Annotated in this window: 12 protein-coding genes and 1 pseudogene; 3 read left to right on the top strand and 10 right to left on the bottom strand. The window is 34.6% G+C overall.

The features are described from left to right. Positions 1-2: 2 nt before the first annotated feature. The 4 genes from pseB to wecB all read right to left on the bottom strand — a co-directional run bounded on the left by pseB (position 3) and on the right by wecB (position 2,192). A complete protein-coding gene (pseB, locus tag MSWHS_RS10620; protein ID WP_048159046.1) occupies positions 3-983 on the bottom strand; it encodes a UDP-N-acetylglucosamine 4,6-dehydratase (inverting) in 981 nt (326 codons plus the stop codon). A gap of 120 nt (positions 984-1,103) precedes the next feature. After that, the gene (locus MSWHS_RS22345) at positions 1,104-1,232 is read right to left on the bottom strand and encodes a hypothetical protein (protein ID WP_369798942.1); all 129 of its coding nucleotides are present in this window, start codon (positions 1,230-1,232) and stop codon (positions 1,104-1,106) included. Positions 1,233-1,272: 40 nt separating this feature from the next. Next, positions 1,273-1,524, bottom strand: a complete 252-nt coding sequence (locus MSWHS_RS20990; protein ID WP_197073912.1) for a UDP binding domain-containing protein — start codon at positions 1,522-1,524, stop codon at positions 1,273-1,275. A gap of 209 nt (positions 1,525-1,733) precedes the next feature. Continuing rightward, positions 1,734-2,192 (bottom strand): non-hydrolyzing UDP-N-acetylglucosamine 2-epimerase, encoded by a 459-nt coding sequence (wecB, locus tag MSWHS_RS10630; RefSeq protein ID WP_231585392.1) that lies wholly within the window; start codon positions 2,190-2,192, stop codon positions 1,734-1,736. A 463-nt stretch (positions 2,193-2,655) separates the two neighbouring features. Between wecB and MSWHS_RS21600 the strand changes: the two genes are divergently transcribed. The 3 genes from MSWHS_RS21600 (at position 2,656) to MSWHS_RS10640 (ending at position 6,618) form a co-directional block, all read left to right on the top strand. Continuing rightward, positions 2,656-2,886, top strand: coding sequence for a hypothetical protein (locus MSWHS_RS21600; protein WP_231585393.1), 231 nt, complete (start codon positions 2,656-2,658; stop codon positions 2,884-2,886). Positions 2,887-3,433: 547 nt separating this feature from the next. Next, positions 3,434-5,026: an IS1634 family transposase gene (locus tag MSWHS_RS10635; protein WP_048159048.1), complete on the top strand. Its 1,593-nt coding sequence runs from the start codon at positions 3,434-3,436 to the stop codon at positions 5,024-5,026. 347 nt (positions 5,027-5,373) lie between these two features. Next, complete coding sequence (locus MSWHS_RS10640) at positions 5,374-6,618, top strand: IS110 family transposase (RefSeq protein WP_048158641.1); 1,245 nt, start codon at positions 5,374-5,376, stop codon at positions 6,616-6,618. 500 nt (positions 6,619-7,118) lie between these two features. On the opposite strand, the gene MSWHS_RS10645 is transcribed toward MSWHS_RS10640, so the two are convergent. The 6 genes and pseudogenes from MSWHS_RS10645 to MSWHS_RS10670 all read right to left on the bottom strand — a co-directional run bounded on the left by MSWHS_RS10645 (position 7,119) and on the right by MSWHS_RS10670 (position 14,564). Further along, a complete protein-coding gene (locus MSWHS_RS10645; RefSeq protein ID WP_048159049.1) occupies positions 7,119-9,053 on the bottom strand; it encodes a DUF6044 family protein in 1,935 nt (644 codons plus the stop codon). A gap of 323 nt (positions 9,054-9,376) precedes the next feature. Beyond that, the gene (locus tag MSWHS_RS10650) at positions 9,377-10,237 is read right to left on the bottom strand and encodes a lysylphosphatidylglycerol synthase transmembrane domain-containing protein (RefSeq protein WP_048159050.1); all 861 of its coding nucleotides are present in this window, start codon (positions 10,235-10,237) and stop codon (positions 9,377-9,379) included. After that, the gene (locus MSWHS_RS10655) at positions 10,218-11,297 is read right to left on the bottom strand and encodes a CapA family protein (RefSeq protein ID WP_048159051.1); all 1,080 of its coding nucleotides are present in this window, start codon (positions 11,295-11,297) and stop codon (positions 10,218-10,220) included. The genes MSWHS_RS10650 and MSWHS_RS10655 overlap by 20 nt, the downstream gene beginning before the upstream one ends. A 418-nt stretch (positions 11,298-11,715) precedes the next feature. Continuing rightward, positions 11,716-12,912, bottom strand: a complete 1,197-nt coding sequence (locus MSWHS_RS10660; protein ID WP_048159052.1) for an ATP-grasp domain-containing protein — start codon at positions 12,910-12,912, stop codon at positions 11,716-11,718. A 158-nt stretch (positions 12,913-13,070) separates the two neighbouring features. Then, positions 13,071-13,229, bottom strand: a pseudogene (locus MSWHS_RS22350) (DapH/DapD/GlmU-related protein); the annotation flags it as partial. Positions 13,230-13,625: 396 nt separating this feature from the next. Next, entirely contained in the window at positions 13,626-14,564 is a 939-nt protein-coding gene (locus MSWHS_RS10670; protein WP_052722697.1) for a glycosyltransferase family 2 protein, read from the bottom strand.

The raw sequence follows: 14,564 nt of genomic DNA on the forward strand, positions 1-14,564 counted from the left end.
GATCAGCACATTCTTTTGAGTTCTTCTTTGGTTAGCCACTTATCGTTGATATCACTTGAATATCTGTACCCATCTGGAAGTGAATTTCCATCCACATGTTTTTCCTTATCCCAGAATGCAAACTCTGGTTCAATTATGAAATAATCGGAAAACTCTTTTGCATGCCTTGCTTCATCTTCGGTGATCATAATTTCATGAAGCTTTTCACCGGGTCTTATGCCCACAATTTCTTTCTTTGCTTCAGGAGCAATAGCATCTGCAAGATCCATCATCCTCATACTGGGTATTTTGGGGACGAAAATTTCTCCACCTTGCATTCTTTCTATTGAATTAAGGACAAAATTGACTCCCTGATCTAGAGTTAACCAGAAACGTGTCATTCTCTCATCTGTGATAGTCAAAACACCTTTTTTCTTCTGCTCTTGGAATAGAGGAATAACACTACCTCGGCTGCCAATAACATTCCCATATCTTACGCAGCTGAATCTTGTTTTTCTTTTGCCAGTATACGTGTTCCCCTGAATAAACAGCTTTTCAGCTACCATTTTAGTTGCTCCGTAAAGGTTCACAGGATGTACTGCCTTATCTGTACTAATTGCCATTACTTTCTCTACAGAGTTATCGATAGCGGCGTCAATTATGTTTATGGCACCATCAATATTTGTTCTTATAGCTTCAATAGGATTATATTCACAGGCAGGGACCTGCTTCAGGGCAGCGGCGTGAACTACAATATCTACCCCGTTCATTGCGCGGTAGAGTCTGTCACGATCTCTTACATCGCCTATCAAAAATCTAATCTTTTCATCCTTGAATTTTTGATCCATTATATATTGATTGTATTCTCCTCTTGAATATATTCTAAGACTTTTTGGATTATGTTTGAGGATCATCTCTGTAAATTTATTTCCAAATGATCCAGTTCCACCAGTCAACAAGATGGTTTTATTTTCGAATAATGATCTTTTTTCATTTTTTTCCATATTTTTCACAATCCTAAATAGTGTTATAAGATTATTTTGATTCTATTCCTTCTATACTTGATTCGGCAAGTTACAGATGATCTATGCTTTGGATATTTTATGAAGAATACTTTCTGTTTCTTAAAATTGATTTGTTCCAATAGTTTGTATGGAAAATTCATTCTTGTCCCATAAATTTTTAGAGATGACATTCCTGGTGTCGAAAACATTGAATTTATGCATTTTCCCACAAAATTCACTCGGATTCATTTCCCTAAACTCTGAATGGTCCGTCAACACAACTATACAATCACTTCCCTCCAACTAATCCCAGAATCGGATAACACCATCCCTTCACAAACGGATCATAAATCTTAACCTTGAACCCTTCTTTCTCTGCAAGCTTGATTAATTTCTTAGTTGGAGTAGCTCTCTTATCTGCAATATTTCCCTTATACGCAACCCCAAAAACAGTAATCGGATTTTCAATTCCTGCAAGCATTTCCTTTACCATTTTCAGGACATACTGGGGCATTGAGTTGTTGATCTGCTTGGACATCATAATCAGGCTGTTGCTGTTGATGTTTTTCGGCTAAGAACCAGGGGTCGATAGCCATGTAGTGGGAGACGTAGAAGTCTTCGCACATTTTGAGGGTGGGCTTTTCTAGGATTTGTTTTACCTGCTTGTCACAGGTTTTGGGTGGAATTGTGGATTCTATATTACGAGGTTGCCTTTTCTCAGGTGGGGGACAATCATCTCACAGGCAGATATTACGTATTTGAGGTCTCGGTTGGTGCAAAGAGATAATCGGAAGTATGGTCTGCAATAATTCTGTTGGTTTCTTCGGGCATTGTTCGATCAAAGGACCTTAAACCCGCCTCCACATGGCCGATTTTAATCTGAAGTTTGGACGCAGCAAGGGCACCTGCAAGGACCGTATTTGTATCTCCCTGGACGAGGACAACATCTGGCCTGTCTTTTATCAGGATTTCTTCGATTCCGGCGAGCATTTTTGCGGTCTGTTTTCCGTGGAGACCTGATCCAACATCAAGATTGTACTTTGCCTGCGGGAGTTTCAGCTGCTCAAAAAATATTTTATCCATTTCGTAGCTGTAGTGCTGGCCTGTATGCAGTATATAATATTCTATGCCCTGTTTTTCACATTCTCTGATTATAGGGCTCATTTTTATAATTTCAGGTCTTGTGCCGAGAATTATTGCAATCTTCATATTTTTACCGCGTCCTTGCCAGAAAATATATCCTTACTTTCATAATTTTTAGTAAATTACACTTTATAATTATTTAAATCCTTTGGTTTCTATCTTTCAGCCATAACGCATGTATTTTTCGTTTAGTATTCTCTTATTTATGCTCTATCTTTTGCATAGATCATTATGGAGTTATGCTGAATTATGATAAATTTTATAAAAATGTGTAACTAAAATATCAATGTGGGAATTATTTAAAAAAAGTTAAGGGTTTCCTGAAGGTGGGGGCATGTGCGGACTGATGGAAGAAGGTGCAGGGGATTCAGGTGTTTGAGGGATCGAAGAGAGGGGGTTTGCTGTATTCCTGGTCCGGCTGCGCCGGGGAAGTTTGGGGAGAGGGCCGGGACTGAGTATCTATAAAATTCATGTTTTAAAACAAATGGCGGCCCAAGCCTCCATTTTTTCGTCTTCATGTGCGGGTTTTATGCCTAAATCATGCGGATTCATTTTATATATTTTAGGTATGTTTTTTGGTTTAGACAACTTATTTTCAGGTGGTTTATTCGTGAAATACATAAAAATTTATCCAATCTGCAACACAGAGTTCTTTGTTTTGGAATCCGTGGTTGATAAAGCCGTTTACTGCACTCTTGGATGCCTGGTAAAGGCTCAGGGAGATACAGAAATGCAGAAGCTTTTAATTTTTTTTCCGTGATTTTCAGCTGGAGTCCATTCTGATTTTCATTTTTTTCTTAATTTATCGGAAGAGTCTGCTATTTTCTTGAAATTTCAAAAAGGTTCCATTTCTCGGACCGTTAAGTTTGTCCTCGTTATGTGTTATATCTCTCATACCGATAAGGTGCCTTTCATGGCGACAATTGTCTATCAAACAGATAAACGATCAAGCATCACCTATGCCTATCAATCCGTATCATACTGGGACAAAGATAAATAACAATCTCGTGCCAGGCGCACCTTAATTGGGTGGGTGGAAAAGGAGTTCTGGACTTATGATACAACCACTTTGTCCAGTTCCTCAGAACCCTCCGACAAGTACAGTTTGGCTTCAACAAAGAGGATGACAAGCTGCCTCAGTTGAATGTGGCTTTGGTATTCGGGCAAGAGTCAACCTCCCTTTCTGCTACAGAAAACTCGCGGGTAATATCCCTGATCAGACTTTCCGCAGATCTCGGATTATTATTCATACATTTTTATTGGAAAACTGTAAATACTGTAACTCGCTATTGAATTTTTGAATTTTTATGCACATTACTACTAACGCCCTGGACCATCACGGTATAGTTTGTGGAATTTTCGATGAACTTGAAATTGGAAGTATTATCGATGAAGTGCTCCCCAAAGTTGGGCAGCATAAATTAGCTCATTCAATAGTGATAAAGGCAATGATTCTTAATTGCCTTGGATTCACTGACAGTCAACTTTACCTGTACTCTCAATATTTTGAAAATCTTCCCGTTGAAAGATTACTTGGTCCTGGAGTTAGTGCATCAGATCTTACTGATGACGTTTTAGGGCGAACTCTTGATAAGATCTACGAAGTAGATCCTACTCAACTGTTCATGAAAATTTCCATGAAAATGATGGAAATTGTGAACCTTAAGGTTATACAACTTCATTGCGATGATACCAATTTCAGCGTTCATGGAAACTATGAACCTGAAGATGGTAGCTCTGCCATTGAACTCACTTATGGTCACGCAAAAGATAAGAGATATGATTTAAAGCGTTTTTCAATGGGGATGATTGTAAATCAGTATGGTATGCCATTATTTACACAGGCTTATTCTGGAAATTCATCCGACAAAGAAACCATAGTAGAAGCCATGAAAAGACTTAAGGAAAACATAGAGTTCCCTGATGATGTTTATTTCATAGCTGATAGCTCTCTGTATTCTGAAGATAATGTCAAAGCATTAAAAGACATGAAGTGGATCACTCGCGTTCCCTCAACTATACATCTTTGTAAAGAGCTACTGATTTCTGATATTGAGTTTAAACAGGGGAAAGACTCACGCTACTCGTTTTATGAAACAATGGTTGAATATGGTGACATAAAACAAAAATGGGTAGTTGTTCACTCCACCGAGATGCATAAAAGAAAAGACATTACTCTTGAAAAGAAAATAAAAAAGATAGTCAAGGAAGCTCAGAAAGAGCTTAAAGAGCTGAAAAAAATAGAGTTTGCATGTGAAGAGGACACAAGAGCAGCCCTAGAAAGATGGAAAAAGGAAAACCCTTACTGTTTGCTGGAAACAGTTGACATCTCCACGGTATCAAAACGAGAAAATAGCAAAAAGGGCAGACCAAAAAAGGGTGAAAAACTTGTCACTCATTATGTTGTAGATGCAAAAGCTATCAGGAATGAAGAACTCGTACAGCATGAAAAAAAGTATCATGGAAGATTTATAATCGGAAGCATTGACCTGAATCTTGATGCTGAAGAGATGTTGGAAAAATACAAAAATCAGAGTAAAGTGGAAAAAGGATTCAGGTTCATAAAGGACAAAAGTTTCAGGGTTTCTGAGGTGTATCTTAAGAAACCCGAAAGAATTGAAGCATTGTCAATGATCATGGTTTTAACTCTGATGGTTTACTCTGTAGCAGAATGGAAGCTGAGAGAAAAACTAAAAGAAACAGGGGAATCAATACCGAACCAGGTTAAGAAACAAACTCAAAAGCCGACGTTGAAATGGGTTTTCATGTTGATGAGGGGGATTACGGAAGTGGAAGTAAAAACGAAATCAAAAACGAAAATTCAAGTTGCCAACTTGGATGAGATAAAAGAGAAATTAATAAGGTTGATGGGAAAGAGTTGTGAAAAATACTATTTTTGAGATGAGGGTTACGCTCATTAACTAAAAAATCTCAAAGGTTTCAGGTAGCACAAGTAGCGGATGCTATTATGGAATTCAGGAAATACCAGTCATACAGTATGAAAAACACACATGAAATTCTTCGAATAACATGCCCAAATAAATGAAAGTCCTTTTCACTTACCTTTTTTGTATATTAACTCCATCATTCTCTTAGGACAGGAAAGTTGTCTTTTATTTGGCTCTTCGAAGCCGTAGAAAAACTAACCATTGAATTGCCCTCGAAGGCTCAAATGTGACTTTGATCACGGATGCCAAATTGCCTTTTAGGTAATTCTACTGTCCTATAAATGATGGAGTAATGTAAATTGGCAGGAGAAATAAACAAATCTTGCGGTTTAGATATCCACAAAAGTTTTTTGATTGCTACTATCCTCAGCAGATCCGGTGAAAAACAGCAACAGCGTATCAAGAGAGACGATGATGGAATTTTAAGCCTTAGAAATTGGGTTACATCAGAAAAATGTGACGTTGTTGCATGTGAATCAACAAGTGACTTTTGGGTCCCTATTCATGATTCATTGATAAAACATCTGCCTTTTATAGTTGGAAATGCTCGCGACATGAAAGCATTTACACATAAAAAGACAGATAAAATAGATTCCGAAGTCATTGCAAAACTTGCACTGAATGGCATGGTTCAACCATCAAGAGTTTTCCCAAAAAAACACAGAGAATATCGTTCATACATTCGGCTTCGCCACAAACTTGTACAAAAAAGAACGGATATAAAAAATGAAGCTCATGCCATTCTCGCACCTGAAATGTTTAATCTAAAAGATGTGCTGACAGACATTTTTGGAAAAAATGGTAGAGAGATATTATCAGGAATCTCTTCAGGTAAAAATGTTGACCAGATTATACAAAACCTTTCTCCAAATGTTCGTAAAAAAAGCGCTCAGATCCGAGAGCTTCTGGACAGAGAAATCTCCCAGAGTGCTGCAATCAGGCTTCAGATATGTTTGAAGCTAATAAAGAATTTTGACGATTCAATCGAACTTTTGGGAAAGGAAATTTTCAATTATGCTTATGGAAATCATAAGCGAGAAATGGAAATTTTAAAATCTGTTCCAGGCATAGGGGAACTTGGTGCGGCAACTTTAATCGCTGAAATAGGTGATTTCAAAGATTTTGCTTCAGGGGACAAGCTTGCTTCATGGCTTGGACTGGTTCCTAATGTGTACCAATCTGCAGATAAATACCACAATGGAAGGATCACTAAGAGAGGATCAAAGGTAGCAAGGTGGATTCTAATACAGATTGCTCAAGCAGCAGCAAGAACAAAAAATAGCAAGTTAAAAGAGTTTTTTAACAGAAAAAAGAAGTCAATTGGACATGCAAAGGCGATTGTTGCCCTGGCAAGGAAAATTGCAACGATAATATGGCACCTTATCACAAATGATGAGATGTACGAAGATGAAACGGGATATATCAAGGGAGAAGTTCAAAGGAGGAAGATTGTTGAGACCGAGATATTTTCGGTTGATGAACGTATCTCAATAATTAGTGAAATATTCGCAATTGTTGAAAAAAAGAAACCTGACATTAAGTGAAGGCGAAGTATCCTCACGTCCACATTCCGGACCCTGGCTTCTATTTAACAGGACAAAAATGCTATATTTGCTTCCAACATAATCAGAAATTCTGAATGAGGGTCCGGAGTGTGAAATCAGAGGTACTTTCATGCCAAATATGAGCATAGTGACAAATTCAGTTTATTCTGTTTTAAGAATCAACGAATTTGCCATAATAAAGATCAATTATTATTGAACAGTAAAATATTTAATAAAAATTATTTTGTTTTTGTGGACATTTACGGAATGTCGGATTCAAAGGTAAAGCTGGTCATAGACCGTTCTTAGAAGAGAAAGGGAGAGTAATCTCCCTGATTTATTCGACTAACCTAACTTCCGCTTTTTTAAGCACATAAATTCAATTTTCCCATCAACTCTTTTTGCTTCTTGTAAGTTCTGTAATTATTATTTCCCATTTTGTATTTCTACTTTCATGAAATTTTCAATGTGTATCTTTTTTAAATAAATACCTGTAATAATTATTTTACATAATAAAGCCAGATTTTCCACGAAGATTTGTCATTTTCAAAAGTTCGCATAAATTCAAGGTTATTATCTTCATAATTTTTAATCTCAACGGCAGAAATTATATATTTTCCTCCCATCTCTTCAAAAGCTTCAGTATTGAATTCAAGATTTGTTATTGGGGAAGACTTATCTTTTGTAATTACAGAATCTTTTTTCTTTTCAGCGGTAAACACGTAGCATCTGGAACCCCAGTAATCAAAATACTCTTGTATTTCCTTATCTTTCTCCAATTCCTTTTCAATCAATCTTCTGAATTCATGTTTATATTCAAGTGGATAGTTAGGCTTGTATGAATCAAGACTGTAAAATCCATTATACTGGCTGACTGATGGATGAATTCCAATACTTACTACACGATAGCTTTCTTGTGGTTCTCCTATATAAGTAGCTATTTCATTGAAGAGATCCGGTGAATAGAATTCCTCATATGTCATCTGACCACTTTTCAACAATCCTATACCTCCGGGTTGATACACATCTGAGCTGGAAAACGAGAACAGATATCCTGCTTGGAGTAATAGGAGAATCACAACCACATGTTTTCCATATTTTAAGTTTTTAATTATAATCTTTAAAGACATTGAAAATAGCATATACCACAATAGCGGATGCAAAAAATGAAACCTCGAAAAATTAAATGATTTAAGAATCATTATTTGTTCTTTTATTGGGGATATAGAATTCCAGTTCCAGAAACCGTAAATGAGAGCTATTGCAAAACAAATAAACAGAAGCGATATAAATTGGTAAGATTCAGAATCTGGTGAAGATATTTTAAATCTGGAACTTTTTTTATTTATATTCTCAAACACAGTTTTTAAAACGGGTTTGAAAGTTATCTGTAAAATCAAAAGTCCCATTATTAGGGTAATCATACCCCATATCATCGAGAGTTCAACCGTTTCGCTCCCAAACCCGAAAAATAAAGCTAGACAGATTAAACCAATAGTGAAAAGCACCGAATATGAAAGTTTATTAGAAGCATTTAATTTTTTTCCGAAAAACTTAAACTGAACAAGTAACAATGAAATAATAATTGAAATCCCTATCCAGAGACTATGTAGACTTACGGCATGATACTGCCCGTATATGAAATTACCGCCAGCAGTAATTATGCATTTTATTAAACCATCTCCACTTGAACCAAATTCTACTCTCTGCGATATATAACTAGAATCAAAGAACATCCCATACACAAGTCTGTATTCCACAAGTAGGAAAATACCTGTCATAAGGCAGATTGCCCCAAGGAAATGAAGATTAGCATCCTTTTTACGAATAAAGTCAATAAACCAGAGAAATCCCATTGCTGTAAGGAAAAAGAAAAAGCTCAGTGCTAAACTTGAATAAAAAGGTAAAATACAAATAATCAACCAATCTTTATATGAATAATCTCGATTTCTGATATTCAAAAATGCGTATAGTGCAAGAGGCATCCCTGCAATACTCAGCCCCCCGAAGGGCCAGAATGGAAGCAAAGCAAAACAAAGTGCGACCCCAACAGCAATGAAACTGTATTCCTTTTCTCTCACAATATGTCTTGAAAGCAACAAATACATTCCAAAAAATGCGATGAAATGCATGAAAGTAAGGTTTAGAGCATAAGCTGTAAAAGGTGGAAAGAGATCGAACAACAATAATATAAAACTGAATTCAGACCCTAAACAGTTCCTTGGTAATCCGTTCATTATCTGAGGGACGGTGGAATCCATTGAGCCAAAAATCTTACCACTTTGAACTAGGGTAATATGCCGCACCAGATTTGAATCCAGATTATCATGGACTAAAACCGGAGTGTCTTCTCCTAAAATTATGAAGGGGCTCATATATGCAGCGATTATTATAAGGGCAACAATTATAAGTTTTTCACTTGGGATTTTATCCATTAATACTCCTCATCTTATACTAATTTATATTCATATCCATTTATTGTTCGCCCGCCCTTCCGTGATTGTTATTTGGCAGTGTCGCGAAATTGCTGTGAATTCAAAGTCAGATTTTTGTATAATGTATAAAATTTGTTTATCTATAGTGGAATTTCTTTTCCAATAACATCTTGGGATTTGTAATTTTACAGAAAAATCGACACACTGCCAAATGGTGTGTCAAAAGCAGGCATAAAGCAATACCTGTTGCAAAAATTGTGTCTTCCTTTGTAAGCACTAATACAAATCCCTCATTTTTAAACTATTATGTAAAATCTATGCAGCTATTTCAAAGTTCCATAAATTACTCCACCAATTGCCCCAACACCAACCTTTACAAAATATAGTAATAAAGAGATCATAACTGCAATTGACGAGTCTATGCCAATAAATGAAAATAAAACCGCCATAGTTCCCTCCCTGACTCCAAGTCCTCCAAAAGATATTGGAATTATTGATGAGATATATACCAGGGGCATAATCACCATAATGTGATATATTGTAACTGGTAGAGAAAAATTATAACAAAAAAGTCTAACTATTAAAATGTCTCCAAATTGTCCTAGAATGGACAGCAGAAAAATGATTGTTATTAGCTTATAGTCAATATCTATTTTCTTCTCCAGATATGTTTTGAGTGAAACAATAGCTGTAACGATGATAACTATTATAAGAAATAAAAGTGACCTATCATAATTTATCATCTCATAATAATCCGAAATTATAAGAGAACCAAGACAAAATATTATAATAACTGAAACAAGACCAACGATTCTCTCTATGAACACAAATAATGTGGATTTTTTGACTGTTATATCATATTTTTTTGAAGCATTATAGACCCTTGTGATATCTCCTCCAATTGCTCCAGGGAGAAATATATTGAAGAACATGCCTATTAAGTAAAAGTTAAAAAGTTCTGACAATAAGCATTTACATGATGTATATTTTTTTAGGAGGATTTTCCATCTAAAAGACATAAGAAGTAAACTAGAAAGAGTAATAATTAAGCATATAACCAAGTATCCTCCTGTTAAAAAACTTAATTCTCTCAATACATTAAGATCTATTCTTGTAAATATGTACAGCAAGAGACACAAGGATATAATCAGTTTGAATACCGTTTTATTTCTTGTATTCTTCATATATAACCTCAGGATTTGTGAACTCCCTTCTAAAGTTGGTGATTATATATTCTATTCTTTTGACCAACCATCTTAACAAACCTTTTTTATCTTTTAGTTTATAAAAATTCATACTAAAGTGTAGCAGATATTCAAAACGTATTTTCCATCTTTCTCGGTTTTGATACTTTTTATTAGAAATTTTGTTGTTAAATTGATCCAAACTAATCCTTTCCTTAAAAGTAGGATACGGCTGGCCTTTTTTATTTATGATACAGTTTATTTTCTTAAACTCAAGTTTTTCCGCTATGTCTATTTGTAGTATATAGGCATCTCTGCATCTTTTTTGCCAGTAATCTGATACAAAATTACCTAGACTAAAAAAAACAGGTTTTGAATTAATTAAATATTCTTTCTGCAATACATGAGGGTGATGTCCAATAATTACATCAAATCCACAACTTATTGCTTCATTGGCTATATCCAATTGCTTTTTGGTTGGTAGTTTTACAAATTCCGAACCCCAATGAACATAAAAAATTTTATAGTCAGTTTTCCCGATTTCTTCAAAAATAGTCTCTAATTCATCTTTCGAAGGGTTGTGGAAATACAAAGATTCATTATTTTTTTTCCTTAAATAACAAGCAGCAACTATCGCAATTTCTTTATTATTAACTGAAATTATTTCATAAGGCTTTTCCTTTAAACCGATTATCTTTATCCCATAAGATTCTAAAGTTTTCTTCATGAACAAAAAACTATTTTTTCCATAATCCATAGAATGATTATTTGCAAGAGAAACAATGGGGATATTTGCCTTAAGCAACTCTTTACATATTCTTTCATCACAGCACATTTCCCATTCTTCAAACTTATTGTCGTTAATTCTTGACTTTATAATAGATTCTAAATTTCCAATTGAAATTGCTGAGTTGTTTAATTCATCCGAAACATTTAAAAAAATAGTTGAATACTCCGTTTTACTATGGAGACTATCAACACCATATCCAAAAGTAATTGGTTGATCTCCAAACATGAGATCACCAACAAAATTGATTGAGTTGCTATTTTTTAAATTCAAAATTATTTCCTCACATTTTATATTTTTTCATGTTTCGAACGTTATTTTTGTATGCAAAACTGGTTAAAAAACAATACAAAAATATATTGTTAATTTTTGTAAAAAGTATCCTAAAATATTATCTTCAAATTGCGTTATTATAAAACAATTGGATTTTATGACTTTTAGCATCAGTTAACAAATTTTATGCACAACTTTGAATACTACGAGTAACGATTTTCCAACAGAATTCGCTTAGACGTTGCATAAAAAATAGCATTTTTTGACATTTTGCTCCTTAACCTAATCCAAATGGATTTTATGACTCAGTACCAAAAATCTCAAATATTGATTTTGATAAAAGACCTGATTTTTCTTGCGAATTCTGAATTTCAATCAAGAAATGCAAAAACCACTAGATTTTGGAACAGGGTCGATTTTATACCAGTTCGATCTTAATTTGATTCATAAAATCAATGCATCTTTTTTCAGCAGTTTCTACATTATCACCTTTTACAATAATTTCTCCAATTCTATCTGGTCCAATCTGAAAACTATTTACGGAATCACCTTCGTTAATATCTCTTGAAATATTTACAATGTATGGACTATCTTTTATTTCTTGGGGGATTATGGCACTTTTAAAAATTCCAGCTTTTTTTGAAGTAATAAGCATTGCAGCAACAGCTTGCTTTTTTTGTACTTGGAAGTTAGGTTTTTTTCCCATAGATATTTTTATACATTCTTTTGTAACATCAATTCCAGTATACACTTCAATTAACTCTGGAATACAAGTTCCTCCCATTCTGGCTCCAATTTCGAATATTTTTATTCCATCCTCAGTTTGGATCAGATCCATATTTGCAGCACAGTTGTTCATTTTCAATGCTTTGATTCCTTTTTTACAAATAGATTCTACTTCATCCAAGATCTCAACATTTTTAAAAGGATAAGAATGCCCTATTGGTACACAATGTGGCGGGGGTGTTGTTGTAGTGTTATGTACGCAAATTAATTTTACTTCTTTATTATGTATGAAAGCTTGAATGCCAAACTCTTTTCCTTCAAGAAATTCCTCTATCAAAATACTCTCTTTATTTTTTGAATATTTTTTTGCAAATCCCCATGAAGTCTCTAATTCAGTGTCTGAATTTGCTTTTGTAATCCCTCTACTTCCTGAACTATTTGTTGCTTTTACCATTACAGGATACCCAATAAGATTAGCAGCTTTCTTTGCTTGCTCTACGCCATCTACAATTTCAAATCTTGAAGTTGGAACTCCATTTTCTTCAAATTTCTTTTTCATAAGTAGTTTATTTGTAGATAACGTACATGTTTCATAACTCGATCCTACGAGGTTGAGTTCATCATTAACTTTCCCTAAAGCAGGTAATGCAACGTCAGTACCGGTGGTAAAGACTCCTCTGACATTATATTTTCTTGCCACCTCCAATACTTTAGGAATATCTGTTGTATCTACATTAAGGGCAATATCGGCAAATTTGCTGCCGGGGTATTCTTCAATGTTATAACTTAAAACAATGGTATTATACCCCAGTTCTTTAGCTTTTTTTATCGCAGGAACCTGATAAACCCCTGCCCCCAATATTAAAATGTTCTTTTTATTTTGTCTCATGTTTATCGCCTAGGATTTAAGTTGATTGTTAAGGGCTCTTTACGAAATAACCTAGGTAACGCATAATTATTTTGGGATTTAATCAAGGGGCTTGTTTGTGAAAATGGATGAGTACAGTCTAAAAAATTACCTATATTATTTCGCGGTGGGTCCTAAGTTCTGTATTTAATTACTCTTCCAGGATTCCCAACTACAACGGCGTATTCAGGGACGTCCTTAACAACAACAGTTCCTGCTCCAATAACAGCCCCATTTCCTATAGTTATACCTTTTAGTATTGTGACATTTGCCCCAATCCAAACATCATTCCCGATTTTTATTTTCTTATATATGTGGGGTTGTTTTCTAATTAATTCATTTTTTGCAATCCCGTGATCTCTGCTCCACATTACTGTTTTTGGGCCTATTAATACATCATTTCCAATTTCTATCTCTCCTAAGATATGGCACCCTGAATTCATATAAAAATTGTTCCCGATTATTATTCCGGTTCCTGGGTATCCATTGATTCTGCAATAAGGCTCTATAGTAGCTTTCCCTAAAAATTTAACTCCATAAAATCTACAGTTGTTATAAATATAAACTCCTTTTCTTCCTAACAAAATCCTTTCTATATATGTCCTCAGTCGTGTTTTAAGTCTTTTAGTCATTATAAGCCACATCTCGATTTTTGTCGATTTATAAAAGTGTATGGGGGATTTCTAACTAAAATCTTAAAAACTTGTTTCTTTTATTATGTATTGGGAATCGCTGTTAACCTGCCTGATTATTCTAATTAGGTATTCCCCAATAATACCAACAGAGAATAGAAGAATCCCAAAGAAGAAGAGATTTATTACGATTAAACTTGTCCATCCTTGTGGAGCCATATTAAAAACAAATTTTTTCCAAATATAATAAGATGCTAATACAAAACTAATGAATGATGTAAATATCCCAATGATACTAATTATTTTTAAGGGGATAGTGGAATAATTTATAATGTTATCCAATGTGGTTTTAATCATTTTAGGTACGTTGTACCCTGACTTGCCTACCCTTCTTACTTCGTGCTCAAACATTACATTTTTCAAATTTAGTGTTGTTGATAAAAGTATTGGTCCAATTGTCGGATTATGTGATTTATTTTGCACCATTGCATCTATTATTTCTCTTTTAAGGAGACGGAAAGATCCCATCTTCAAATTATTAGGCTTGCCAAATATCTGTTTATCCATCTCTCCCACAAACCAACTCCCCATATTTCGAATGAACCCGTGTTTTTTTTCATAGGCCTTTCCAATAATGCCATCAAATTCATCATTTTCACAGAAAGCAGAAATCAGTTTAGGGATTTCTTCAGGTGGATGCTGCAAATCGTCGTCCATTGTAATTATTTTAGAACCACAAACATGGTTAAAGCCACACATTAATGCATTGTGTTGGCCAAAATTTTTAATCAGTTTTATTATTTTCACTCGTTTGTCTTTAGAATGAAGTTGTTTTATAATATTCCAACTGTTATCCCGACTCCCATCATCGATTAATACAATTTCGTAATCCTCTGTAATATCTCCAAATACATTTGTTATTCGTCCATATAATTCATCTAATGTAGATTCTGAATTGTACACAGGAATCACAATGGAATATTCAGTGATGTTAACCACCAT

Origin of the sequence: Methanosarcina sp. WWM596 (assembly GCF_000969965.1) — an archaeon.
GTDB lineage: Archaea > Halobacteriota > Methanosarcinia > Methanosarcinales > Methanosarcinaceae > Methanosarcina.

Excerpts from the sequence above, each read along its gene's own strand:
- MSWHS_RS10645 (WP_048159049.1), bottom strand. The coding sequence starts at position 9,053 with ATGGATAAAATCCCAAGTGAAAAACTTATAATTGTTGCCCTTATAATA.
- MSWHS_RS22345 (WP_369798942.1), bottom strand. The coding sequence starts at position 1,232 with ATGAATCCGAGTGAATTTTGTGGGAAAATGCATAAATTCAATGTTTTC.
- MSWHS_RS10635 (WP_048159048.1), top strand. The coding sequence starts at position 3,434 with ATGCACATTACTACTAACGCCCTGGACCATCACGGTATAGTTTGTGGA.
- pseB (WP_048159046.1), bottom strand. The coding sequence starts at position 983 with ATGGAAAAAAATGAAAAAAGATCATTATTCGAAAATAAAACCATCTTG.
- MSWHS_RS20990 (WP_197073912.1), bottom strand. The coding sequence starts at position 1,524 with ATGATGTCCAAGCAGATCAACAACTCAATGCCCCAGTATGTCCTGAAA.
- MSWHS_RS10670 (WP_052722697.1), bottom strand. The coding sequence starts at position 14,564 with ATGGTGGTTAACATCACTGAATATTCCATTGTGATTCCTGTGTACAAT.
- MSWHS_RS10660 (WP_048159052.1), bottom strand. The coding sequence starts at position 12,912 with ATGAGACAAAATAAAAAGAACATTTTAATATTGGGGGCAGGGGTTTAT.
- wecB (WP_231585392.1), bottom strand. The coding sequence starts at position 2,192 with ATGAAGATTGCAATAATTCTCGGCACAAGACCTGAAATTATAAAAATG.
- MSWHS_RS21600 (WP_231585393.1), top strand. The coding sequence starts at position 2,656 with ATGCCTAAATCATGCGGATTCATTTTATATATTTTAGGTATGTTTTTT.
- MSWHS_RS10650 (WP_048159050.1), bottom strand. The coding sequence starts at position 10,237 with ATGAAGAATACAAGAAATAAAACGGTATTCAAACTGATTATATCCTTG.